At 69.8% G+C, this 21,269-nt stretch carries 21 protein-coding genes; 18 read left to right on the forward strand and 3 right to left on the reverse strand.

The features are described from left to right. The 8 genes from QK444_RS11625 to QK444_RS11660 all read left to right on the forward strand — a co-directional run. A partial coding sequence (locus QK444_RS11625) for a zinc-binding dehydrogenase (protein ID WP_282779645.1) occupies positions 1 to 308 on the forward strand: 308 nt, incomplete at its 5' end. A gap of 108 nt (positions 309 to 416) precedes the next feature. Further along, complete coding sequence (locus QK444_RS11630) at positions 417 to 1,577, forward strand: substrate-binding domain-containing protein (protein ID WP_282779647.1); 1,161 nt, start codon at positions 417 to 419, stop codon at positions 1,575 to 1,577. A gap of 6 nt (positions 1,578 to 1,583) precedes the next feature. Next, the gene (locus tag QK444_RS11635; protein ID WP_282779649.1) at positions 1,584 to 2,357 is read left to right on the forward strand and encodes an ATP-binding cassette domain-containing protein; all 774 of its coding nucleotides are present in this window, start codon (positions 1,584 to 1,586) and stop codon (positions 2,355 to 2,357) included. Continuing rightward, positions 2,354 to 3,781 carry an ABC transporter permease gene (locus tag QK444_RS11640; protein WP_282779651.1) on the forward strand — a complete coding sequence of 476 codons (1,428 nt, stop codon included), beginning with the start codon at positions 2,354 to 2,356 and terminating at the stop codon, positions 3,779 to 3,781. The genes QK444_RS11635 and QK444_RS11640 overlap by 4 nt, the downstream gene beginning before the upstream one ends. A 25-nt stretch (positions 3,782 to 3,806) precedes the next feature. Beyond that, complete coding sequence (locus QK444_RS11645) at positions 3,807 to 4,979, forward strand: ROK family transcriptional regulator (RefSeq protein ID WP_282779653.1); 1,173 nt, start codon at positions 3,807 to 3,809, stop codon at positions 4,977 to 4,979. 322 nt (positions 4,980 to 5,301) lie between these two features. Then, positions 5,302 to 6,012 (forward strand): PIG-L family deacetylase, encoded by a 711-nt coding sequence (locus tag QK444_RS11650; RefSeq protein ID WP_282779655.1) that lies wholly within the window; start codon positions 5,302 to 5,304, stop codon positions 6,010 to 6,012. A 266-nt stretch (positions 6,013 to 6,278) separates the two neighbouring features. Then, entirely contained in the window at positions 6,279 to 7,445 is a 1,167-nt protein-coding gene (locus QK444_RS11655) for a nucleotide disphospho-sugar-binding domain-containing protein (RefSeq protein WP_282779657.1), read from the forward strand. 382 nt (positions 7,446 to 7,827) lie between these two features. Beyond that, positions 7,828 to 8,019 carry a DUF3046 domain-containing protein gene (locus QK444_RS11660; protein WP_029928276.1) on the forward strand — a complete coding sequence of 64 codons (192 nt, stop codon included), beginning with the start codon at positions 7,828 to 7,830 and terminating at the stop codon, positions 8,017 to 8,019. Positions 8,020 to 8,137: 118 nt separating this feature from the next. On the opposite strand, the gene QK444_RS11665 is transcribed toward QK444_RS11660, so the two are convergent. After that, positions 8,138 to 8,653 carry a CGNR zinc finger domain-containing protein gene (locus QK444_RS11665; RefSeq protein WP_282779660.1) on the reverse strand — a complete coding sequence of 172 codons (516 nt, stop codon included), beginning with the start codon at positions 8,651 to 8,653 and terminating at the stop codon, positions 8,138 to 8,140. 153 nt (positions 8,654 to 8,806) lie between these two features. Here QK444_RS11665 and QK444_RS11670 point away from each other — a divergent pair, with 153 nt between their 5' ends. The 10 genes from QK444_RS11670 to QK444_RS11715 all read left to right on the forward strand — a co-directional run bounded on the left by QK444_RS11670 (position 8,807) and on the right by QK444_RS11715 (position 19,610). Beyond that, complete coding sequence (locus QK444_RS11670; protein WP_029928282.1) at positions 8,807 to 9,268, forward strand: VOC family protein; 462 nt, start codon at positions 8,807 to 8,809, stop codon at positions 9,266 to 9,268. Positions 9,269 to 9,336: 68 nt separating this feature from the next. Further along, positions 9,337 to 10,224, forward strand: coding sequence for a pyridoxamine 5'-phosphate oxidase family protein (locus tag QK444_RS11675; RefSeq protein ID WP_282779662.1), 888 nt, complete (start codon positions 9,337 to 9,339; stop codon positions 10,222 to 10,224). A 24-nt stretch (positions 10,225 to 10,248) separates the two neighbouring features. Further along, positions 10,249 to 10,701: a nuclear transport factor 2 family protein gene (locus QK444_RS11680; protein WP_282779664.1), complete on the forward strand. Its 453-nt coding sequence runs from the start codon at positions 10,249 to 10,251 to the stop codon at positions 10,699 to 10,701. Between the two features lie 173 nt (positions 10,702 to 10,874). After that, positions 10,875 to 11,669, forward strand: coding sequence for a tryptophan 2,3-dioxygenase family protein (locus tag QK444_RS11685; protein ID WP_282779666.1), 795 nt, complete (start codon positions 10,875 to 10,877; stop codon positions 11,667 to 11,669). Beyond that, positions 11,666 to 12,910, forward strand: a complete 1,245-nt coding sequence (locus tag QK444_RS11690; RefSeq protein ID WP_282779668.1) for an aminotransferase class V-fold PLP-dependent enzyme — start codon at positions 11,666 to 11,668, stop codon at positions 12,908 to 12,910. Before QK444_RS11685 ends, QK444_RS11690 begins: the two co-directional genes overlap by 4 nt. Continuing rightward, positions 12,903 to 13,829, forward strand: a complete 927-nt coding sequence (locus QK444_RS11695; protein WP_282779669.1) for a PaaX family transcriptional regulator C-terminal domain-containing protein — start codon at positions 12,903 to 12,905, stop codon at positions 13,827 to 13,829. The genes QK444_RS11690 and QK444_RS11695 overlap by 8 nt, the downstream gene beginning before the upstream one ends. Positions 13,830 to 13,995: 166 nt before the next feature. Beyond that, the gene (recA, locus tag QK444_RS11700) at positions 13,996 to 15,033 is read left to right on the forward strand and encodes a recombinase RecA (protein ID WP_282779671.1); all 1,038 of its coding nucleotides are present in this window, start codon (positions 13,996 to 13,998) and stop codon (positions 15,031 to 15,033) included. A 592-nt stretch (positions 15,034 to 15,625) separates the two neighbouring features. Then, positions 15,626 to 16,126: a recombination regulator RecX gene (gene recX, locus QK444_RS11705; protein WP_282779680.1), complete on the forward strand. Its 501-nt coding sequence runs from the start codon at positions 15,626 to 15,628 to the stop codon at positions 16,124 to 16,126. A 795-nt stretch (positions 16,127 to 16,921) separates the two neighbouring features. Beyond that, the gene (locus QK444_RS11710; protein ID WP_282779673.1) at positions 16,922 to 18,250 is read left to right on the forward strand and encodes a phosphatase; all 1,329 of its coding nucleotides are present in this window, start codon (positions 16,922 to 16,924) and stop codon (positions 18,248 to 18,250) included. A gap of 130 nt (positions 18,251 to 18,380) precedes the next feature. Further along, positions 18,381 to 19,610, forward strand: a complete 1,230-nt coding sequence (locus QK444_RS11715; protein WP_282779675.1) for a cytochrome P450 — start codon at positions 18,381 to 18,383, stop codon at positions 19,608 to 19,610. Between the two features lie 133 nt (positions 19,611 to 19,743). Here the strand turns inward: QK444_RS11715 and QK444_RS11720 are convergent, their stop codons facing one another. Both QK444_RS11720 and QK444_RS11725 read right to left on the reverse strand, forming a co-directional pair. Then, on the reverse strand, positions 19,744 to 20,643 hold the full coding sequence (locus QK444_RS11720) for an amino acid ABC transporter permease (protein ID WP_282779676.1): 900 nt from the start codon (positions 20,641 to 20,643) through the stop codon (positions 19,744 to 19,746). Beyond that, entirely contained in the window at positions 20,640 to 21,269 is a 630-nt protein-coding gene (locus QK444_RS11725; protein WP_282779678.1) for an amino acid ABC transporter permease, read from the reverse strand. The genes QK444_RS11720 and QK444_RS11725 overlap by 4 nt, the downstream gene beginning before the upstream one ends.

Consider the following 21,269-nt stretch of genomic DNA (forward strand, 5'->3'; position numbering starts at 1 on the left):
TCGACACCGTCGGCACCGACGAGGCCGTCGACGTTTCCCTGGCGTTGGTCGCCGACCGTGCGCGCATCGCCACCATCGTGGCCTTCGCCCGGGTGGCCGAGACCGGCATCAAGGCTCTGGGTGGCGGTCCGGGCGCGGATCCGGGCACCGAGATCCGGGCCGGGGCGTGGCGGGAACTGCTCGAGCTGCTCGGTGCGGACACACTGGGACTCGTCGTCGCCGCGACCTATCCGCTCACCGAGGTCGCCGCCGCGCACGAGTTCGTCATCGCGGGCCATGCGGGCGGAAAGGTCGTGCTGCTGCCCTGATTCGGGCAATTCGCCATCGGAGGCGACCGCCGTCGCATATGTTGTTGCCCACAACATTTAGTCGGTGCGCGGTCGCCTACCCGTGACCGCCGCTCGAAAGGTCACCCGATGAGGACGAAAACCCCGCTCCCGCCCCGAAACTCCCGGCGCACCCGCCGCCCGGGGTACGCGCTGTGCGCCCTGGCCGTATCCGGGCTCATGGCCCTCACCGCCTGCGGCTCCAACACCACCCGCGACGACGGCCCCACCACCGCGGCGGGCGGCGGTGGCGGCAGCGGCACCGTCGGCGTGATCCTGCCGGAGACCGCCACCTCCGCCCGCTGGGAGTCCTTCGACAAGCCCATGCTCGAACAGGCCCTGCGCGCCGAGGGTTTCGACGCCGACGTGCAGAACGCCCAGGGCGACGTGCAGAAATTCAGCGCGCTGGCCGACGGCATGATCGCCCAGGGTGTGAAGGTGCTCATCATCGCCGCCATCAACAGCGAGGTGGGCAGCACCGTCGCAGCCAAGGCGCGGCGCGCGGGCATCCCCACCATCGACTACGACCGGCTCAGCCTCGGCGGATCCTCCGACTACTACGTGTCCTTCGACAATGTGCGCGTCGGCGAACTCCAGGGCCAGGCCATGGCCGACGCCCTGCGGGACAAGCCGGGCGCGGAGGTCATCGAGATCGAGGGGGCTCCCACCGACAACAACGCGACCCTCTTCCATCAGGGACAAACGAATATCCTGAAGCCGCTCTACGAGTCGGGCGCGCTGAAGCTGGTGCACAGCCAGCCCATCGACGGCTGGGACAACCAGAAGGGCGGCACCGTCTTCGAACAGCTGCTCACCGGTAATGGTGGCACGGTCGACGGCGTGGTCGCCGCCAACGACGGACTGGCGGGCGCGGTGATCACCGTGCTCAAGAAGAACGGCCTCAACGGGCGGGTGCCGGTCACCGGCCAGGACGCCACCGTGGAGGGCCTCAAGGCCGTGCTGCGCGGTGACCAGTACATGACGGTGTTCAAGCCGATCCAGGCCGAGGCCGAGGCCGCCGCCGCATTGGCCGCCGCCCTGGCCAAGGGCGACAAGGCCGCCGCGGACGCGTTGGCCCAGGACGTGAGTCAGGATCCGAAGGGCGATCGCGACGTGAAATCGGTGCTGTTGGAACCGCAGACGATCCTGAAGGATCAGGTGAAGACAGTCATCGACACCGGCTATGTGCAGGCCGCCGATGTCTGCTCCGGTGACCTGAGCGCCACCTGCGCCGAACTCGGCATCGGCTGATCCGCCATGACCGAGCCATTGCTCGACATCACCGGGCTGAACAAGAGTTTCGGCCCGGTGCGGGTATTGCACGAGGTGGACTTCACCGTACCGGCCGGATCGGTCACCGCCCTGGTGGGCGACAATGGCGCGGGCAAGTCCACGCTGGTGAAATGTATCGCCGGCATCCACGCCGCCGACTCCGGCACGGTGCGCTTCCGCGGCGAGGAAGTCCGCATCCACGGGCCCAAAGACGCTGCCGCCCTGGGCATCGAGGTCGTCTACCAGGATCTGGCGCTGGCCGACAATCTCGATATCGTCGCGAATATGTTCCTCGGCCGCGAGCGCGGCCGACCCTGGTTCCTCGACGAGGCGAATATGGAGGAGGCGGCGCGGCGCACCCTCGCCTCCCTGGGCGTGCGCACCGTGAAATCGGTCCGCACCCCGGTCTCGGCGCTCTCCGGCGGGCAGCGGCAGACGGTGGCCATCGCCAAAGCCGTACTGTGGAACAGCAATCTGGTGCTGCTGGACGAACCCACCGCCGCGCTCGGCGTGGCCCAGACCCGCCAGGTGCTCGACCTGGTGCGCAGACTCGCCGAACAGGGGCTCGGGGTGGTGCTGATCAGTCACAATCTCGCCGACGTGTTCGAGGTGGCCGATCGCATCGCCGTGCTGTACCTGGGCCGGATGGCGGCGCAGGTGCGGGCGGCCGATGTCACCCATGCCCAGGTGGTGGAGCTGATCACCGCGGGCCGGTCCGGCGAACTCGGGCTGGCGCGACCGGAGGCGGTGGCGCTGTGAAGGTTTCCGAATCCGCCGGCTCGACGGCCGCCGACACCGCGGTCTCCGATTTCGGGATCGACACCACCGCCATGTCCACCCGGGATGCGCTGCGCGACTACATTATTCGCGTGCGGTCCGGCGATATCGGTTCGCTGCCGGCCATCCTGGGCCTCATCGCGCTGGTGGTGCTGTTCTCGACGCTGTCGGACGTCTTCCTCTCGCTCAACAACATCGCCAATCTGCTGGCGCAGGGCGCGGGGCAGACCATCATCGCCATCGGCATCGTCTACGTGCTGCTGATCGGTGAGATCGACCTGTCCGCGGGCACCGCCTCCGGCGTGGCGGGCGCGGTCCTGGCCATGCACTACGTGGAGAACGGGAATCTGCTCGCGGGCATGGGATCGACGGTCTTCATCGTCTTCGTGGCCATGCTGGTGCTGGCCGCCGCCCTGGCGGCGTTCCTGCGTATCTGGCCGGGTGTGTTCATGTCGCTGCTCGGCGTCGCCATCACCGTCATCGGCTTCGAGGCGAACCCGTGGGTGGAGATGCTGCTCGCGGTGTGCGTGGGCACCGCCATCGGCTGCATCACCGGCTTCCTCATCGCCAAGATCGGGATGCCCTCCTTCGTGGTGACGCTCGCGCTGTTCCTCGCCTGGCAGGGCGTGATCCTGCAACTCATCGGTGAGGGCGGGGTGCTGGGCATCAGCTCCTCGCACGTGCTGAACCAGGTCGCCAACGGCAATCTGTCCACGATCGGCAGCTGGGCGCTGTTCGTCGTCGCGGCCGGCGGCTACGCGGCGGTCACGCTGGGCGGACATCTGCGGCGGCGCAAGCGCGGCCTGGTGACCCAGCCGACCCCGCTGGTGGTCACGAAGGTGGTGGCGCTCACCGGATTCGCGGCCGTGGTGACCGCGCTGCTCACCGTGAACCGGTCGCCGAGCGATCTCATCGAGATCTCGGGTGTACCGTACGTGGTGCCGATCGTGCTGGCGCTGCTGGTGGTCGGCACCTATGTGCTCAATCGCACCACCTACGGTCGCCACATCTACGCGGTGGGCGGCAACCGGGAGGCGGCGCGGCGCGCCGGTATCGACGTGACCCGGCTGCGGGCCAGTGTTTTCGTGATCAGCTCGGCGTGCGCGGCGGTCGGGGCCATCGTCTACTCGTCCAAGGTCGGCTCGGTCGACCCGCAGGCCGGCGGGCTCAATACGCTGCTGTTCGCGGTGGGCGCGGCCGTGATCGGCGGCACCTCGCTGTTCGGCGGCAAGGGCCGGGTGGCCGACGCCGTGATCGGCGGCGCGGTGCTCGCGGTGGTCGCGAACGGTCTGGGGCTGCTGCGCCAGCCCGCCGCGGTGGTCTCCATCGTGACCGGTCTGGTGCTGCTGCTGGCCGCCACCGTCGACGCTCTGTCCCGCCGTCGCAGCGCCGCGTCGGGACGGTGAGCGCCGCAATGGTATTCCTGATGCCATGACCGTCGCCCGCCCGGACGAGGTGCGTCGCTTCAACCGGTCCAGTCTGCTGCGACTGCTGCACATCGGCGGACCGGCGACCCGGGCGGCCCTGGCCACCGACCTAGGACTCAACCGGTCCACCATCAAGATGCTGGTGGACGGGTTGGCCGAGGCCGGGATCGTGGAGGAGCGGGTGCCGCGCCAGACGCCCGCGGGTGCCGGGCGCGGGGCCGGGCGGCCGTCGCTGCTGGTGCTGCCGCAACCCCAGGCGGCGGTGGTGCTGGCGGTGGACGTGCAGGTCGAACGCACCGCCATCGCGCTGGTGGGGTTCGGCGGGCACATCCTCGGGCGCAACAGCTGGAATCTGCACGGGCGGCAACGCGATCCGATCGAAGTGGTCACCCATGTCGCCGAATCCGCCGCCCTGCTGGCCGGTGATCTCGGCGTGCACCCGGTGGCGGTCGGCATCTCGGTGCCCGGGGTGGTGCGCCGCACCGACGGATACGTCCATACGGCGGCCAACCTTCGGTGGTCGGAAGTGGCGCTGGGGGAGCGCATGTCGGCGGTGCTGGGGCTGCCCGTGGCGGTCGGCAACGACGCCGAATTCGGTGCTCTCGCCGAACATGTGCGCGGCGCGGGCCGGGGCACGGCCGACGCCGTATTCGTCTCCGCCGATGTGGGCGTGGGCGGCGGTCTGATCGCACAGGGTGGCATTCTGCGCGGCGCGGCCGGATACCTCGGCGAGATCGGCCATATGACCGTGCGCCCCGATGGGCGGGCCTGCCACTGCGGCAATGTGGGCTGCTGGGAGGGCGAGGTCGGGCAGGCCGCGCTGTGCCGGGCGCTCGGCCTGCCCGAACATGGTCCGCGCGGTGGAATCGTCGCCGAATTGCGCACCCTGGAACGGGATTCGGACCCGCTGGCGCGGCTGGGGGAGTACCCGGACTGGCTGGTGCTCGGCCTGGTGAACGTGGTGAACGTCCTCGGCCCCGAACTGGTGGTGCTCGGCGACCTGTTCACCGCCCTGCCCGATGTGGTCGTCGCGCGCGTCCGGGACCGGGTGCGTGAGCGCAGCATCGTGAGCCGGGCACTGGGCGGGGTGCGGATCGAGAAGTCCACGCTGGGAGCGGATTTGAAGCTGCTGGGGGCCGCCGAGGCGGCGTTCGAGGGGGTGTTGGGTGCGCTGTGAGACGAGATCCGGGCAGGTCGCGTCCAGCTGGGCGTGGTGCCCGAGCGTTCGGGCGCGCGGAGCCTGATCCGGGGTCGGGGCACGTGTTCCGGGTGATGGCGTGCGCGCGGGGTGGTGGGTCGTATCCGGCGTCGGTATCGGACGGCCGGCCGGGTGGCGCGGGCGGGTTGTTCGGAGCGGTCGTCGCCCGGAACGCGCGAGCCCCATGCGCATGATGGGCCGCGCTGTGGTGGCTGTCGACGCCAGCACGCTGTCCGCGGTGTGAAGGTGTGGGTGCGGCCGGTGGGCCGTGTCGAATGCTCGCGGATGTTTGAATACCGCCATGGAGCAGTTACCCGAGGACTGGCAGCGCGGCATCGTCATCGTCGCGCACCCCGATGACATCGAGTACGGCGCGGCAGCCGCCGTGGCGCGTTGGACACGGCAGGGCAAGGACATTCGCTATGTGCTCGTGACCAGCGGTGAGGCCGGTATCGCGGGGTTGCCGCCCGCGGAATCCGGGCCGCTGCGCGAGGCGGAGGAGATCGCCGCCGCCAAGGCCGTGGGGGTCGCGGAGGTGGAGTTTCTCGGGTATCCGGACGGGCGGGTCGAGGAGTCTCTCGCGCTGCGCCGGGACCTGGCCGCCGCTATCCGCCGCCACCGGCCGGAGATGGTGATCCTGTTCAACTTCGGTGATACCTGGGCACCCGGATACGTCAACAGCGCCGACCATCGGGCGGTGGGCCGAGCCGGTCTGGACGCCGTCTCCGACGCGGGCAACGAGTGGATCTTCCCCGAACTGGCGGAACTGCCCGTCTGGTCGCCGCGTTGGGCGGCGGTCACGGGGCCGAAAGTCACGCACGCCGTGGACGTCACCGATACCATCGGACCCGCGGTGGAATCCCTTGTCGCCCATGGCCGCTACCTCGCCGCCTTGAGTTCGGACCCGGTGCTGGAGCAGGCGCGCGCCATCGTCGACATGTCGACGGGGCCCATCGAGGGCTTCCCGGCCGCTCGCGCGACGGGGTTCGAGCTGTACTACTTCGGCGGCTGAGTCCACGGGTTCGGCCGCCGGGCTTTGCGCGTTCGGCGGTCGGGGTCACGGGTTCGGCCGCTGAGCCGAGTGCAGTCGTACCCGCGAGGGGAAGGCGGCGGGCGCGATATCGACACTGAAATATGCGTATCTGGGCATATACGCTCGCATGTCATGCGCCGAACGCCCCGCCGCAGTAGTGCGTAATGCCCCGGCACAGTGGTGCGAAGCGCCCCCGCACAATCGTGTGTGCTGAGTTCCACCCGCGGATATGGCACGCTGGGCGCGTGCGAGTAGCGGTGGTGGCCGGGCCGGATCCGGGGCATGCGTTCCCCGCGATCGCCCTGTGTCTGCGATTTCTCGAGGCGGGCGATGAGCCCGTGCTGTTCACTGGGCCGCGGTGGTTCGACGCCGCGAAACAGGTCGGTATCGGGGTACGGCGGCTCAAAGGGCTCGCGCCCCGCGCCGAGGACGACGATGCCGACGCCGGGCAGCGGATCCACGAACGCGCGGCCTTCATCTCGACCGAGATCCTGCCCGATATGAGTGCCATGCTGCCCGATCTGGTGGTCTCGGACGTGCTCACCGCGGGCGGCGGGATGGCGGCCGAGCGGATGAAGGTGCCGTGGGTGGAGCTCTCCCCGCATCCGCTCTACCTGCCATCGAAAGGGCTGCCGCCCATCGGAAGTGGGCTCGCGCCGGGGGAGGGGCTGAGCGGCCGGGCCCGCGACGCGGTGCTGCGCGGAATGACTGCGCGCGCCATCCGACAGGGCGAGGAGCAGCGCGAGCGAGCCCGGGCGGGCATCGGCCTGCCCCCCGAGGATCCCGGTCCCGCGGCGCGGCTGGTCGCGACCCTGCCCGCGTTGGAGGTGCCCCGCCCGGATTGGCCGGACAATGCGCACCTGGTCGGCCCGCTGCTGTGGGAGCCGACGGCGAATGTTCTCGACCTGCCGCCGGGTGACGACCCGCTGGTCATGGTCGCGCCGTCCACCGCGCACACGGGTGTCAGCGGCATGGTGGACACCGTGCTCGAGGCGCTCGACGGCGCCGGGGTGCGGGTGGCGATCTCCATGCTGGACATCCCGCCCGCCGAACTGCCGCCGTGGGCCACAGCGGGTTTGGGTCGACAGGACGAGTTGTTGCGGCACGCCGCGGTCGTGATCGGCGGTGGCGGCCACGGGCTGCTGGCGAAATCGCTGCTGGCCGGAGTGCCGGTGGTGACCGTCCCGGGTGGCGGCGATCAATGGGAACTGGCCAATCGTGCGGCCCGCCACGGCAGTTCGCTCCTGGTCCGCCCGCTCACCGCCGAGGCCGTCCGCACCGCGGTGCGCCGGATACTCGACGAGCCGACCTTCGCCGAGCGCGCCCGCAAGGCGTCCGCCGGCGCGAGTGTGGTCTCGGACCCCGTGCCGCTGTGCCACGAGGTGGCCGCCGCGGCGCGCACACACCGCTAGCCGAGGTGGCTCGCGGCGAGTACACCGCTAGCCGAGGTGGCTCGTGGCGAGCACACGCTGGTAGCTGAGGGACCCGCGGCGCGCACACCGGTAGCTGAGGTGGCCCGCGGCGCACGCCGGTAGCTGAGGTGGCTCGTGGCGCGCACGCCGGTAGCTGAGGTGGCTCGTGGCGCGCACGCCGGTAGCTGAGGTGGCTCGCGGCGCGAACACGCTCTCGGCCGGGGTGGCTTCGGTGCTTGGCGGACGCGCGCCCGGCCAGTCGCGGCGTTGTGACGAGCGGTGGCCTTCGATGGTCGTGTGCGTGATGTCGCCCGGCGCGCGGCCGAGTGGGCGCGGACCCGGGCTCGTACCGGCGTTCACGCCCTCGCGTAGGCTCGCGGCCGTGCGGTTGACGGAGTTCCAGGAGCTGTTGTACACCGAGTTCGGCACGGCGCGCGGGGATGCGCTGCTGAGCGACCACGTGCTGCCGTCCATGGGGAAGACCGGGGCGCAAGCCATCGAGGCGGGGGTCGATCCCCGCGATGTGTGGCGCGCCCTGTGCGCCGAATTCGATGTGCCCAAGGCGCGGTGGTGAACTCGGCGCGGTGGTGAACTCGGTGCGTCGGCGGCCTCGGCGCCTGTGACTGCAGCGCCTTGATCAATTCAGCGCGTCGGCCGACAAACGTGCCCGGTGATCCGAGCCGGTCGGCGAGTCAGGCGTTGCGCGCGTAGTGCCGGGCCGCCTTGGCGCGGTTGCCGCAGGTCGCCATGGAGTGCCACCGCCGGGCGCCGTTCTTCGAGGTGTCGTAGAACCAGAGCACGCAGTGCGGGTGTGCGCACTGCTTGATGCGGTCGGGCGCCGCCATCAGGGTCAGCAGGTCGTCGGCGGCCAGCCAGCCCGGTAGCCATTCGGGGTCGCGGACCTCCACCTCGTCCCGGGGGCCGTGCGCGGTGAGGGTGCGGCGGATCCGCCCGTGGTCGAGGACGCCGTTGAGCTCCTCGATATCGTCGCCGCGCGCCGCGTGCAGGATGGCCTCGCGTGCCCGCACGAGGGCGTGCAGGGTCGCGGCGTCGGCCGGGCAGCGTTCGGCGAGATCGTTGTCGGCCAGCCATTGCCGCAATCCCGCCACGTCGGAGAGCAGATCCTGCAGTCCTTCCCCGCTCATCCAGCGGGTGTTGAGCAGGTCCAGTGCGAGCGGCTCTCCGAGGTGGGGGCGTGGAACGGGCATGCCTGAGGGTAACCAGCTTCCGGTCCGGTTCGGTTGCGGCAGTGCCATTCTAACCACTCAAATCAGTTAGGGGGTTGACAGCGGTTCCCCGCTGCTTCTAGATTCTAACCATCAAAACAATACAAACTAGTTAGAGCTTCCCTGGAGGAAATCATGACCACGGTCGCCGCACCCCAGCTCGCCACCGGCCACATCGGCTTGAACGTCACCGACCTCACCCGCTCGGTGGACTTCTACCGCCGCGCCTTCGGCTTCGAGCAGCTCGGCGCGAGCACCGAGGGCGAGCAGCGCTTCGCCTTCCTCGGCGCCGACGGCAAGCTGGTGCTGACCCTGTGGCAGCAGAGCGATGGCGAGTTCTCGGCGAAGACGCCCGGCCTGCACCATCTGTCGTTCCAGGTCGACAGCCTGGAGCAGGTGCGGTCGGTGGAGTCGGTGCTCAAGGATCTGAACGTGAGCTTCGCCCACGACGGCGTCGTCGCCCATGGTGAGGGCGCCTCCTCCGGCGGCATCTTCTTCAGCGACCCCGACGGCATCCGGCTCGAGGTGTACGCGCCGAGTGGTGCCGAGGCCGCCCCCGCGCCCAGCGGCTCCGCCCCCACTTGCGGATTCTTCTGATCGACATCGCGATTCACCCGGTGCGGGCACCGAGCCCGCACCGGGGCGGACGCAAACCGGAGAACGAGATGACCACCAGCTACCACCCGGGCGAGGTGGCCGTGCAGCAGCGCATGGGCCAGTCCGATATCGCCCAGCATGTCGGACGCATGATCCGCGCCGAGATACCGCACACCGCGGCGGCCTTTCTCGCCGAACAGCCGCTGGTCGTGATCGCCGCCGCCGATGACGCGGGCCGACTGTGGGCGAGCCAGCTGATCGGCCCGGCCGGATTCGCCCGCGCCACCGACGAGCGCACCATCGTGGTGGACGCGCTGCCCACCGCCGCCGATCCGCTCGCCGAACCCCTGCGTTCCACCCGGCACATCGGCATGATCGCCCTGCAACCGCAGCGCCGCCGCCGGATGCGCGTCAACGGCGTGACCGAGCCGACCGAGCGCGGGCTGCGGATCACCACCGACCAGGTGTACTCCAACTGCCCGAAGTACATCACCCGCCGCACCATCGACGACTGGAGCGGCGCGTCCGCGGTGACCGTGCACCGATCGTCCGAGCTGACCGCCGCGCAGCAGCGGGCGATCACGGCCGCCGACACCTTCTTCATCGCCTCCGCCGATCCGGACGGCAATGCCGACGCTTCCCACCGCGGCGGCAATCCCGGCTTCCTCCAGGTGCTCTCGCCCACGCGCCTGCGGTGGCCGGACTACCGCGGCAACTCCATGTTCATGACGCTGGGCAATATCGCCGCCGACCCCCGCTGCGGACTGCTGATCCCGGACTGGCGCACCGGCTCGACACTGCAGCTGACCGGAACAGCGGAAATAATCTGGGACGACACGACATTCGCCCCCGGCTCACAGGCCACAGTGGACTTCACCGTCACCGAGGCCGTCGAGATCGCCGGTGCCAGCCCGCTGCGCTGGGGTGCGTCCGAACTGTCTCCCGTGAACCCCTGAAGCCACTCTCCGAAAGGATTCGCCATGCGACCCCCACTGCCCCCGTTCGATCTGGAATCGGCCCAGACCAAGGTCCGCGCCGCCGAGAACGCCTGGAACACCCGCGATCCGGAGACCGTCGCGCAGGCGTACACGGAGGATTCCGTGTGGCGCAATCGCGATGAGTTCATGACCGGCCGCGCCGAGATCGTCGACTTCCTGAAGCGCAAGTGGGCCAAGGAGAACGGCTACGCCCTGCGCAAGGAACTCTGGGGATTCCGGGAGAACCGCATCGCCGTCCGCTTCCAGTACGAATGGCACGACGAGGACGGCCAGTGGTACCGCAGCTACGGCAACGAGCTGTGGGAGTTCTCCCCCGAGGGGCTGATGTCGCGGCGCGAGGCCAGCATCAACGACACCCCCATCGCCGAAGCCGACCGCCGCATCTTCGGCCCCCGCGGTCCGGAGGAGGAGAACACGCTGCTGCCGATCCGGTGACAGTCGTGAAGCCCCCGTCCGGCCTCGGACGGGGGCTGGGTCGCGCTCCGCGGCGTCTAGGGTCGGACCGAGATGGTCACGCTCGGACAGCCTGCCCGTATTGCATATTCGTGGCGGACGTCACAGTTATGTATTAACCTGAGGTGGTCGGCACCGTCTGAGTGGGGACCGCCATGACCTACAGCACCTATCTGGACCTGGAGACGCTGCTCGGTGCGCAGCATCCGGTCAGCAGGCCGCCGCAGCACGATGAAATGCTGTTCATTATTCAGCACCAGACCACGGAACTGTGGCTGAAATTGGTGCTGCACGAGATACGCGCGGCGCGTGCGGCTTTCGACGATGATGCGCCCGATATCGCGCTCAAGGGCATCGCGCGCGTGAAACACATCCAGCAGACGCTGACCGAGCAGTGGTCGGTGCTGGCGACGCTGACGCCCACCGAGTACGCGCGGTTTCGGGGAGCTCTCGGGAACTCCTCGGGGTTCCAGTCGTATCAGTACCGAGCCGTGGAATTCATTCTCGGCAACAAGAATCCCGCGATTCTGGCCGTTTTCGCCGACGAACCGCAGGCCGCCGCGGAGTTGACGGCACTGGTCTCCGAACCCACGCTCTACGACGCCTTCTGGCGGCACCTGGCGCGCACCGGACTGGAGGTGCCGCGGTCGACGCTGGAGCGGGATGTCACCGGACGCTACGAACTCGATCCCGCGCTGCTCCCCTTGGTGACATCGGTGTATCGAGCCCCGCGGCAGTATTGGTCGGTCTACGAGACCTTCGAGGAACTGGTCGACCTGGAGGAGAACTTCCAGCTGTGGCGGTTCCGGCATCTGCGGACGGTGCTGCGGACCATCGGGTCCGCGCGGGGGACCGGGGGAACCAGTGGCGCGGGTTTCCTGCGCCGCGCTCTCGAGGTCAGCTTCTTTCCGGAACTCTTCGCCGTCCGCACCGAAACGGGAGCCCCATGACCCGCAGCGACACCGATTTCACCGCTCGGGCAACGGCTCTCGACGCCGCCGATCCGCTGGCGGCGTATCCGGGCGAGTTCGTCGGCCACGACGATCCGGAGATCGTCGCCTATCTCGACGGCAACTCCCTCGGCCGCCCCACCGGCCGCACCGCCGAACGCCTGTCCGCGTTCGTGACCGAGGCGTGGGGCCGCAGACTCATTCGAGGCTGGGACGAGGAGTGGTTCGAGCTGCCGCTGACCCTCGGCGACCGGATCGGCGGCACCCTGCTGGGCGCCGCGCCCGGACAGACCACCGTGGGCGACTCCACCAGCGTGCTGCTCTACAAGCTCGCGCGCGGCGCGCTGGCCATGCGGCCCGGACGCACCGAGATCGTGCTCGACCGCGACAACTTCCCCACCGACCGCTATCTGATGGAATCCATTGCCGCCGAGAGCGATATGACGCTGCGCTGGATCGACGCCGACGTCGACGGCGGTGTCACCGCCGCGGACCTGGCCGCGGTGGTCTCCGAACGCACCGCGCTGGTGGTGCTCAGCCATGTCGCCTACCGCTCCGGCTATCTGCTCGACGCGCCCGCTCTCACCGCCGTCACGCACACCGCAGGGGCCATGCTGCTGCTCGACCTGTGTCATTCCGCCGGCGCGGTGGAGATCGAACTCGACACCTGGGGAGTCGATTTCGCGGCCGGATGCACCTACAAGTACCTCAACGGCGGGCCCGGATCTCCGGCCTTCGCCTATGTGCGCGCCGACCATCTGGCCGATTTCCGGCAGCCGATCTGGGGCTGGATGGGCCGGGAGAATCCCTTCGACATGGCACAGGGTTACGTGCCCGCGCCCGGCATCCGGCGGGTGATCAGCGCCAGTCCCGGCATCGTGGGGATGCTCCCGATCCAGGACATGCTCGACCTCATCGAGGCGGCCGGGATGCCGCGGGTGCGCGCGAAGTCGGTGGCGCTCACCGAGTTCGCGCTCGAACTCGTGCGGGAATGGCTGCTGCCCCGAGGCGTGACGGTGTCCTCGCCCATCGATCCGGCCCGGCGCGGCGGGCACGTCACCATCGACCACCCCCGGTTCCGGGAGATCACCGCGCGGCTGTGGCAGCGTGGCGTCATGCCCGATTTCCGTCGGCCGCACGGTATCCGCCTGGGCCTGAGCCCGCTGAGCACCACGTTCGGTGAGGTGCTCGCCGGAGTGGCCGCCATCCGCGACGAGCTCGACGCCGATCCCGATGTCTGAACTCCACGCCGTCGGCGCCATCCTCGACGACATCGATTCCCGGCCCGGCAGTGTCACCTCGCTGGCGCGGACCGTGCTGGGCGCGTACGTGCGCGAACTCGGTGGCTGGATCGCCATCGCCGATTTCGGCGAGCTGCTCGCCGCACTCGGGGTGTCCGAGCAGAGCGCGCGCACGGCGGTCACCCGGTTGAAGGGTAAGGGCGTGCTCGATGCCGAAATACGCGGCGGCCGCAGCGGATACCGTCTCACCCCGGCCGCCGAGGCCATGTACGCCCGGGGAGACGCCCGCATCTTCGGCTTCCGGCGGATGGGCGAGGACGATCCCTGGCAGCTGATCTGTTTCGGCATTCCGGAATCGGCGCGCGCGGCGCGACATCAGCTGCGCCGCAGGCTGTCCGCCATCGGCTGCGGGACGGTCGCGCCCGGGCTGTGGATCTGCCCGCACTATCTCGCCGACGAGGCCGCGGCCATCGTCACCGCACTCGGACTCGACGAGTACGTGACCACCTTCCGCGCCACCGACATGGCCGTGCCGACGACGCCGCGTACCGCCGCGGCGCAGTGGTGGGATCTGGACGGCCTCGCCGGGCGGTACCGGACCTTCCTCGCGCACCACGGCAGGGGCTTCGCCGACGACACGGCCGGTGACGCGGTCGAGAAGCGTGCCGCCGACGGGGCGGCGGGTGATCGGGGTGCGGCGGCGCTGCGGTGGGGCGGTGACGACGAGCGGGCGTTCCGGGTCTTCGTCCCGCTGCTGGACGAATGGCGGACCATTCCCTACCTCGATCCCGGACTGCCCGAGCGCATGCTGCCCCCGGACTGGCCGGGACCGGCCGGCGTGCGGCTGTTCGCCACCGCTCGGGACCACTGTCTGGGGCCGAGTCTGCGCTGGGTACGGTCGGTCGTCGACCCCCGGTAGCCGATCGTGCGCGGCGGGTCGCCCGACCGATCCGCGTGTCGAGGGGCGCGTCGCTTGCATCGAACACCTGTTCGTCTAAGCTCGGCGGCGGAACTTGTCGGTGCCGCCCTCTACCGTGGGCGCCAACCACAGATTGAGACTCACCCGTCGAGAAGGGGACCAGACGATGGCACCACAGGCTTTTGACCGCGACAAGGCGCTCGAACTGGCGTTGGCGCAGGTCGAGAAGAGCTTCGGCAAGGGCGCGGTCATGCGCCTGGGCGAGGAGGCCCGCCAGCCCATTGCGGTGATTCCGACGGGGTCCATCGCCCTCGACGTCGCCCTCGGTCTCGGCGGTCTGCCGCGCGGCCGCATCGTCGAGGTCTACGGTCCGGAATCCTCCGGTAAGACCACCGTCGCCCTGCACGCGGTAGCCAACGCGCAGGCCCAGGGTGGCGTGGCGGCCTTCATCGACGCCGAGCACGCACTCGATCCGGACTACGCCCGCAAGCTGGGCGTCGACACCGACGCGCTGCTGGTCTCCCAGCCCGACACCGGTGAGCAGGCCCTGGAGATCGCCGACATGCTGGTGCGCTCCGGCGCCATCGACATCATCGTCATCGACTCGGTGGCCGCCCTGGTGCCGCGCGCCGAGATCGAGGGCGAGATGGGTGACAGCCACGTCGGTCTGCAGGCCCGCCTGATGAGCCAGGCGTTGCGCAAGATGACCTCCGCGCTCAACAACTCCGGCACCACTGCTATTTTCATCAACCAGTTGCGCGAGAAGATCGGCGTCATGTTCGGCTCACCCGAAACGACCACCGGCGGTAAGGCACTGAAGTTCTACGCCTCGGTGCGCCTGGACGTGCGCCGTATCGAGACCCTCAAGGACGGCTCCGACGCGGTCGGCAACCGCACCCGCGTCAAGGTCGTCAAGAACAAGGTCAGCCCGCCGTTCAAGCAGGCCGAGTTCGACATCCTCTACGGTGTGGGCATCTCCAAGGAGGGCTCCATCATCGATATGGGTGTCGAGCAGGGCTTCATCCGCAAGTCCGGCTCCTGGTACACCTACGAGGGCGATCAGCTCGGGCAGGGCAAGGAGAACGCCCGCAAGTTCCTGCTGGAGAACACCGACGTGCGCGACGAGATCGAGAAGAAGATCAAGGAGAAGCTCGGCATCGGCGCGGATGTGACCGTGGGCGACGAGGCCCCGGCCGACTTCTGATCCCTCGATGACCGATCGGGACACCCCCGAGCCCCGGCCCGCCTCGCCGGGGCTCGGCAACACCCGTCTGGAAGCGGTGGAACGCCTCCGCCGCCAACTCGACGCCATCGAAGCCCGCACCCGTAAGGCGGACAAGCCATCGCACCTCGCGCGCTACGGCAGCGGCGTCTACAGCGCCGAAACCTACGGCCGCCACCCGGATGAGGACGAGGCCGAGGACGGGTATCCGGAGGAATCCACCTCGCACCGCACCCCGACGCGGCGGCAATCGGCCGCGCCCGACGCGGGCCACGATGCCGAACCCGATGCGGAGCAGCCGTATTCGGCGACAGTGCGGCGGCGTCGCGCTCCCTCCGGCACCTTCGAGACCCCCGAGGGCTCGCATCGGCGCGGCAAGCGATATCGGCGCGCGGATATCGGTGCGGAGCCCGATTCCGCTGCCTTGGAGGAGGAGCGCGGCGGTGTCGAGGGGGAACGGGGCGGTTCGGATTTCGCTGGACCGGGCGGTGAGCCCGAGGAGTCCGAAAGGGGGCGCGGTCGGGGCCGTGGGGCGCGGCGGCGATCGGACGGTGGGGGTGAGCCGGGGGAGGGGCTGCCCGGGGGTGGGACCGAGGCACAGGCCAAGGAGGTGTGCCTGCGGCTGTTGACCGATCGGGCCCGGAGCCGGGCGGAGTTGGCGGATCGGCTGGCGGCGAAGGGTTTCTCCGCCGAGGTGGCGGGACGGGCGCTGGATCGTTTGGCCGAGGTGGGGCTGATCGACGACGCGGCGTTCGCCGAGCAGTGGGTGCATTCGCGGCATACCTTCTCCGGAAAAGGGAAGAAGGCGCTCGCGCAGGAATTGCGGCGCAAGGGGGTCGCGCCGGAGGACGCGGAATCGGCACTGGCCGGGATCAGCGCCGAGGACGAGCACGAGCGCGCCACCGAGCTGGTGCGGCGCAAATTGCGCACTGTGCCGCGAGATCTGGATCGGGAGAAGACCATTCGCCGGTTGGTCGGGATGCTGGCGCGGCGCGGATACAACCAGTCCACCGCCTTCACGGTGGTGAAAGCGGAACTGGCCGACCGGGATCTCGCCGAAACCGACTCGCACTGACGATCGCCACCGGATTCACCCCATGGGTGGCGAATTAATCGAGCGCGCGGTCGGAATGTCTCGTCTACTATCGCGGAAGACGGCTGCGGCCGGACGATAGCGGGGGTGGGAGAATGGGACCTCGTCTACCGGTAGCGAGACGCGAACCGGGATGCCGGGTGGGGGCGATGGATGGTCATCATGCCGATGACCGTCGGTATGGTTGCCAGGAAATCGACTGTGCTGTACGCGATCGAGGAGATCTGGTGCGCATATCGGCTGAGCGACGCGACCGGCCGACGGCACCGAGCGCTGCCGCGAACCGGCGGACCGGCTTGCGCCTCCCGACGATTCACCCATGCGGCACGGCCGCCAACACCACGGATACGAGGCCCTCCGGTGACCGGTGAGTCGGCCGCCGAGCCGAACCCGCCCACTCCCGATCCGGAGCCGCCCGGCCCGGCTGTGTCCGGTCCGGCTGTGTCCGGTCCGGCTGTGTCCGGTCCGGCTGTGTCCGGTCCGGCTGTGTCCGGTCCGGCTGTGTCCGGTCCGGCTGTGTCCGGTCCGGCTGTGTCCGGTCCGGAAGTGCCCGATCCGGCAGGGCCCGGCGCGGCAATGCCCGGTCCGGCAGCGCCCGGCGCGGCGGTGTCCGGCCCCGCCATGTCCGATCCGGCCGCCCAATCCACTCCGGCCCCGGGTTCTGCCGGGGCCGCACCCGATACCGCTCGGCCCGGTCACGAGGCCGCCGAGCGGGTCTCCGAGTCAACTCAGCCCGATCGCGCCGTGGTCGGGCCTGTCCCCGAGGAAACCGCGCCTGTGACCGATGCATCCGTACCCGCTGCCGAAGCACCCGTCGTTCGCGAGGCGGCGGCCGCGCCGCCGAGCGACAACGCCGCGGCAGTGGTGCCCACCGACGCCGAGCCCGACACCGCGACGGTGATCCCGAATCCCGGACACGGCGCGTCACCCGCGACGGACCGCTCCGGCGTATCGGCCGGGCCGCCGACGCGTATTCGGCGGGTGGCTTTGCCGGACCGGGACCGGCCCGCCGGACCGTGCACCGGCTGCCGCGCGGAGCACTACGACCACACCGGATCCTGCGTGGGCTGCGGAATGCCGAGCCCGCGGCAGGATCGGTTCGAGGCGGACCTCGGGACGGTATGTGTCGTCACCGACCGCGGACTGGTGCACGAGCACAACGAGGACTCGGTCGCGGTGGCCGTGCTCGACTCGACGGTGCCCGGGGAGCCCGGCGTGACCGTGATCGTGGTGTGCGACGGCGTATCCACCTCCGAAGACCCGCAGGCCGCCTCGGGCGCGGCGGCACGCGCCGGTGTCGCGGCCAACCTGGCGGCGCTCGGCGCAGGCGCGACGCTCGAGGAGGCGACCTTGGCCGGACTGTCGGCGGCCGCCAAAGCGGTGCGCGCGGTCGGAACCCCCGAGGGCCGCGCCCCGTCGTGCACCTACCTCTCGGCCGTGCTGGTCCCGGACCCGAACGGCACCCGCATCACGGTCGCCAGCGTCGGCGACAGCCGAGCCTACTGGCTCACCCCCACCGCCCCCACCGTGCCCAGCGCCCCCACCGTGCGTGCCGCTGCCGCAACACCCGCGGTGCCCACTGCTGACACTGCTCACGCCGATGATTCTGCGCCCGGCGTCCCCGCTCCGCCCGGCGTCCCCGCTGCGTCCGGTGCGGCGGGTTCGCCTGGGGCGGCCGCGCTCGCCGGTTCACGTCGCCTCACCGATGACGACTCCCTCGCCCAGGACTTCATCAAGATCAGTGGTGTGGACGAGCGCACCGCCATGAGTATGCGTGGGGCGCACACTCTCACCCGCTGGCTCGGTGCCGATATCGGCACCACCCCGTGGGCGGACGACTGTGTGCGCTCCCTGTACGCCACCGGCCCGGGCGCGCTGCTGCTGTGCAGCGACGGCCTGTGGAACTACCTGCCCGAGGCCGAGGCGCTGGGGGACTGCACCTTCGGTCCGGCGGGCGCGACCGGCCCGGTCGGGCTGTCGGAGGCCCGCGCCCTGGTCGATTTCGCCATCCGCCAAGGCGGCAGCGACAACATCACCGTCGCCCTCGCCCCCGTCCCGGGCCGTGCGCAGCCGTCCCCGATGATGTGTGCGTACCCGTCCCGATGATGCGGGCGTACCCCTCCCCAACAGCGAAAACGGCGTCCCACCAAGCGTTTCGGTAGCGTGGTCGCCGCCGGATCTCTTCGTGGTGGACAGGTGGGGCGCGGCCGTGGGTCGCGGTGGTCAGGAGGATGACATGGTCGACAGCGGTACCACCGAATCGATCGAGGTAGTGGGCGAGGACTTCCACGCCGATCCGCACCGGTACTACGACCGCTGGCGTGCCCACGGTCCGGTGCACCGGGTGCGCTTTCCGAGCGGCGCCCCCTGCTGGGTGATCATCGGCCACGCCGAGGGCCGCGCGGCCCTGGCCGACCCCCGGTTGCGCAAGAACGCCGACGACCTCTACGCCCTGTTCCGCGCCAAGAATGTGCGGACCCTGTCGGATTCGAACGCCCAGGCGCTGGCCGCGCACATGCTCAACAGCGATCCGCCCGAGCACACCCGGCTGCGGAAACTGGTGAACAAGGCGTTCCTGCCGCGCCGCGTCGCCACCCTGCGCCCCCGCATCGAGGCGATCACCGCAGGTCTGCTCGACGAGATGTCCGCACACGACGAGGTCGATCTCATGCGGGTCTTCGCGAACCCGCTGCCGGTCACGGTGATCTGCGAACTGCTGGGCATACCGCTGGACGCCCGCGCCGACTTCCAGGCGTGGACCCGGGTGCTGGTGTCCTCCGGCAACCGGGTGGAGGAACGGGAGGCGGCCACCCTGGGCATGTCGGAGTACCTGAACCAGCTCATGGCCGACAAGCGCGCCGATCCGGGTGACGACCTGTTCTCCGATCTGGTGCACGCCGCCGAGGACGGCGACCGGCTCGACGAGCGGGAACTGGTGGCCATGGCGTTCCTGCTGCTGGTCGCCGGGCACGAGACGACCGTCAACCTGATCGGCAACGGCACCTACGCCCTGCTGCGGAACCGATCCCAGTGGGAGACGCTGCGCGAACATCCGGACCGGGTGCCCGCCGCCGTGGAGGAGTTCCTGCGCTACGACGGCCCGGTCGGCTGGTCCACCATCCGCTACACCGCCGAACCCGTCCGCATTGCCGGAATCGATATTCCCGCAGGGGAATTCGTCTACATCGCCCTGGCCGCCGCCAATCGCGACCCGTCCCGTTACGACTCCGGACCGGACCTCGATATCGACGGAAACACATCCGGGCACCTGGCCTTCGGCCACGGCATCCACTTCTGCGTCGGCGCCCCGCTGGCCCGACTGGAGGCCGATATCGCCTTCCGGGCCTTGCTGCGCCGCTTCCCGCACCTGGAATTGGCCGATGCGGCATTCACACCCGCATGGCAGACCAGCGTGCTGATGCGCGGCATGAACGAGCTTCCCGTGCGGCCCAAGGGGAGCGGGTGACGCCGCGCGATCGAGCCGTGCTCCGCAGCCCTTGACCCCCGCTGCAGCGGTGAACCCCGCTCCGCGGCTGCGAAGCGGGGTCCATTCGAGGTGCGGGAACGCGGTCGCCGAACCGAATTCAGTCCTTCTTGATTCAGTCCTTCTTGGTGAGGGTGATATCCATTCCGGGCGGCGCGGCGGCGGTGGCGTTGTCCGCGCCGATCGCGGGCCGCCCGCCGCGCTTGCGGGTGCGCAACCACCGCTCGACCCGGGTCGCCACCACGGTCAGAGTGTAGTTGAGGGCGATCATGATGGCCGCGATGACCAGCAGCGCCTGGAAGGTATTGCCCTGCGCCGACCCGAGCTGCTGTCCGGAGCGCACGACCTCGACGTAGCCGATGAGGTAGCCCAGCGCCGAATCCTTCAGCGCCACCACCATCTGTGAGATCAGCGCGGGCAGCATGGCGGTGATCGCCTGCGGCAGCAGGATGGCAGTCATCACCTGGGACTTGCGCATGCCGAGCGCCACGGCAGCCTCGGTCTGCCCCTTGGGCAGCGATTTGATGCCGGAGCGCACGATCTCGGCGATGACGGAGCCGTTGTAGATGGTCAACGCCGTCACCACGGCGGCGAGCGCGAGCCGGTCGTTGGGGAAGACGTTGTACTCGGCGTAGACCGCGAACAGGAAGATCATCAGGATCAGCACCGGGATGGCGCGGGCGATCTCCACCACGGTGCCCGCCACGATGCGCACGCTGCGGTGATCCGACAGCCGCAGAATGCCGAACAGCATGCCGAGCACGAGTGCGAAGGCGATCGACAGTGCCGCCGCCACCAGGGTGCCCCGAATACCCGGAAGCAGGTAGGTCTCCCAGATCTGCGCGTCCAGGAAGGGCTCCCACTTGTCGGCGGCCCACTGGCCCTGAGCGTCCAGGCCGCTGTAGACCAGCCAGGCCAGCGCCGCCACCGCCGCCACGACCACGGCCGTGTACAGCCAGTAGCGCATGCGCGCCTTGGGACCGGGTGCGTCGTAGAGAACGGATACGGCGCTCATCGGGCCACCTCGTATCGCTTGGCCAGCCAGCCGAACAGCAGACCGGTGGGCAGGGTCAGGACGACGAAGCCGAAGGCGAAGATGGCGCCGACGGCCAGCGGCGCGGCCTCCACCTCGATCATCTCCGACATGAGCAGGGCGGCCTCACCGACACCGATGGCGGCCGCGACCGTGGAGTTCTTGGTCAGCGCGATGAGCACGCTGCCCAGGGGTGCGATCACCGAGCGAAAAGCCTGCGGCAGCACGATGAGTCGCAGATTCTGCGAGAACGTGAAGCCGAGCGAGCGGCCCGCCTCCGACTGCCCCAGGTGCACCGTGTTGATGCCCGAGCGCAGCGACTCGCACACGAAAGCCGCCGTGTAGACCCCCAATCCGACGACCGCCCAGCGGAAGTTGTTCTCCGCGAGGTCGTTCGGCCCCTCACCGGCGAGTTTGATACCGAGCTGGAAGTAGAGGCCGAGCGAGCAGATGACGATGATCAACGTCAGCGGGGTGTTGCGGAAAATCGTCACGTACGCCGTGCCGACCCAGCGTGCCACGGGTACCGGCGCGACCCGCATGGCGGCGATGATCGTGCCGAGGACCAGCGCGAGCACCCCGGAGAAGACCGTCAGCTTGATGGTCAC

Origin of the sequence: Nocardia sp. CC201C, assembly GCF_030010695.1 — a bacterium.
In the GTDB taxonomy this organism is placed as follows: domain Bacteria; phylum Actinomycetota; class Actinomycetes; order Mycobacteriales; family Mycobacteriaceae; genus Nocardia; species Nocardia otitidiscaviarum.

Coding starts and splice junctions, on each gene's coding strand:
- QK444_RS11690 (WP_282779668.1), top strand. CDS start 11,666: ATGACCCGCAGCGACACCGATTTCACCGCTCGGGCAACGGCTCTCGAC.
- QK444_RS11630 (WP_282779647.1), top strand. CDS start 417: ATGAGGACGAAAACCCCGCTCCCGCCCCGAAACTCCCGGCGCACCCGC.
- QK444_RS11635 (WP_282779649.1), top strand. CDS start 1,584: ATGACCGAGCCATTGCTCGACATCACCGGGCTGAACAAGAGTTTCGGC.
- QK444_RS11665 (WP_282779660.1), bottom strand. CDS start 8,653: ATGCCCGTTCCACGCCCCCACCTCGGAGAGCCGCTCGCACTGGACCTG.
- QK444_RS11675 (WP_282779662.1), top strand. CDS start 9,337: ATGACCACCAGCTACCACCCGGGCGAGGTGGCCGTGCAGCAGCGCATG.
- QK444_RS11715 (WP_282779675.1), top strand. CDS start 18,381: ATGGTCGACAGCGGTACCACCGAATCGATCGAGGTAGTGGGCGAGGAC.
- QK444_RS11670 (WP_029928282.1), top strand. CDS start 8,807: ATGACCACGGTCGCCGCACCCCAGCTCGCCACCGGCCACATCGGCTTG.
- QK444_RS11685 (WP_282779666.1), top strand. CDS start 10,875: ATGACCTACAGCACCTATCTGGACCTGGAGACGCTGCTCGGTGCGCAG.
- QK444_RS11650 (WP_282779655.1), top strand. CDS start 5,302: ATGGAGCAGTTACCCGAGGACTGGCAGCGCGGCATCGTCATCGTCGCG.
- recA (WP_282779671.1), top strand. CDS start 13,996: ATGGCACCACAGGCTTTTGACCGCGACAAGGCGCTCGAACTGGCGTTG.
- QK444_RS11680 (WP_282779664.1), top strand. CDS start 10,249: ATGCGACCCCCACTGCCCCCGTTCGATCTGGAATCGGCCCAGACCAAG.
- QK444_RS11645 (WP_282779653.1), top strand. CDS start 3,807: ATGACCGTCGCCCGCCCGGACGAGGTGCGTCGCTTCAACCGGTCCAGT.
- QK444_RS11695 (WP_282779669.1), top strand. CDS start 12,903: ATGTCTGAACTCCACGCCGTCGGCGCCATCCTCGACGACATCGATTCC.
- QK444_RS11720 (WP_282779676.1), bottom strand. CDS start 20,643: ATGAGCGCCGTATCCGTTCTCTACGACGCACCCGGTCCCAAGGCGCGC.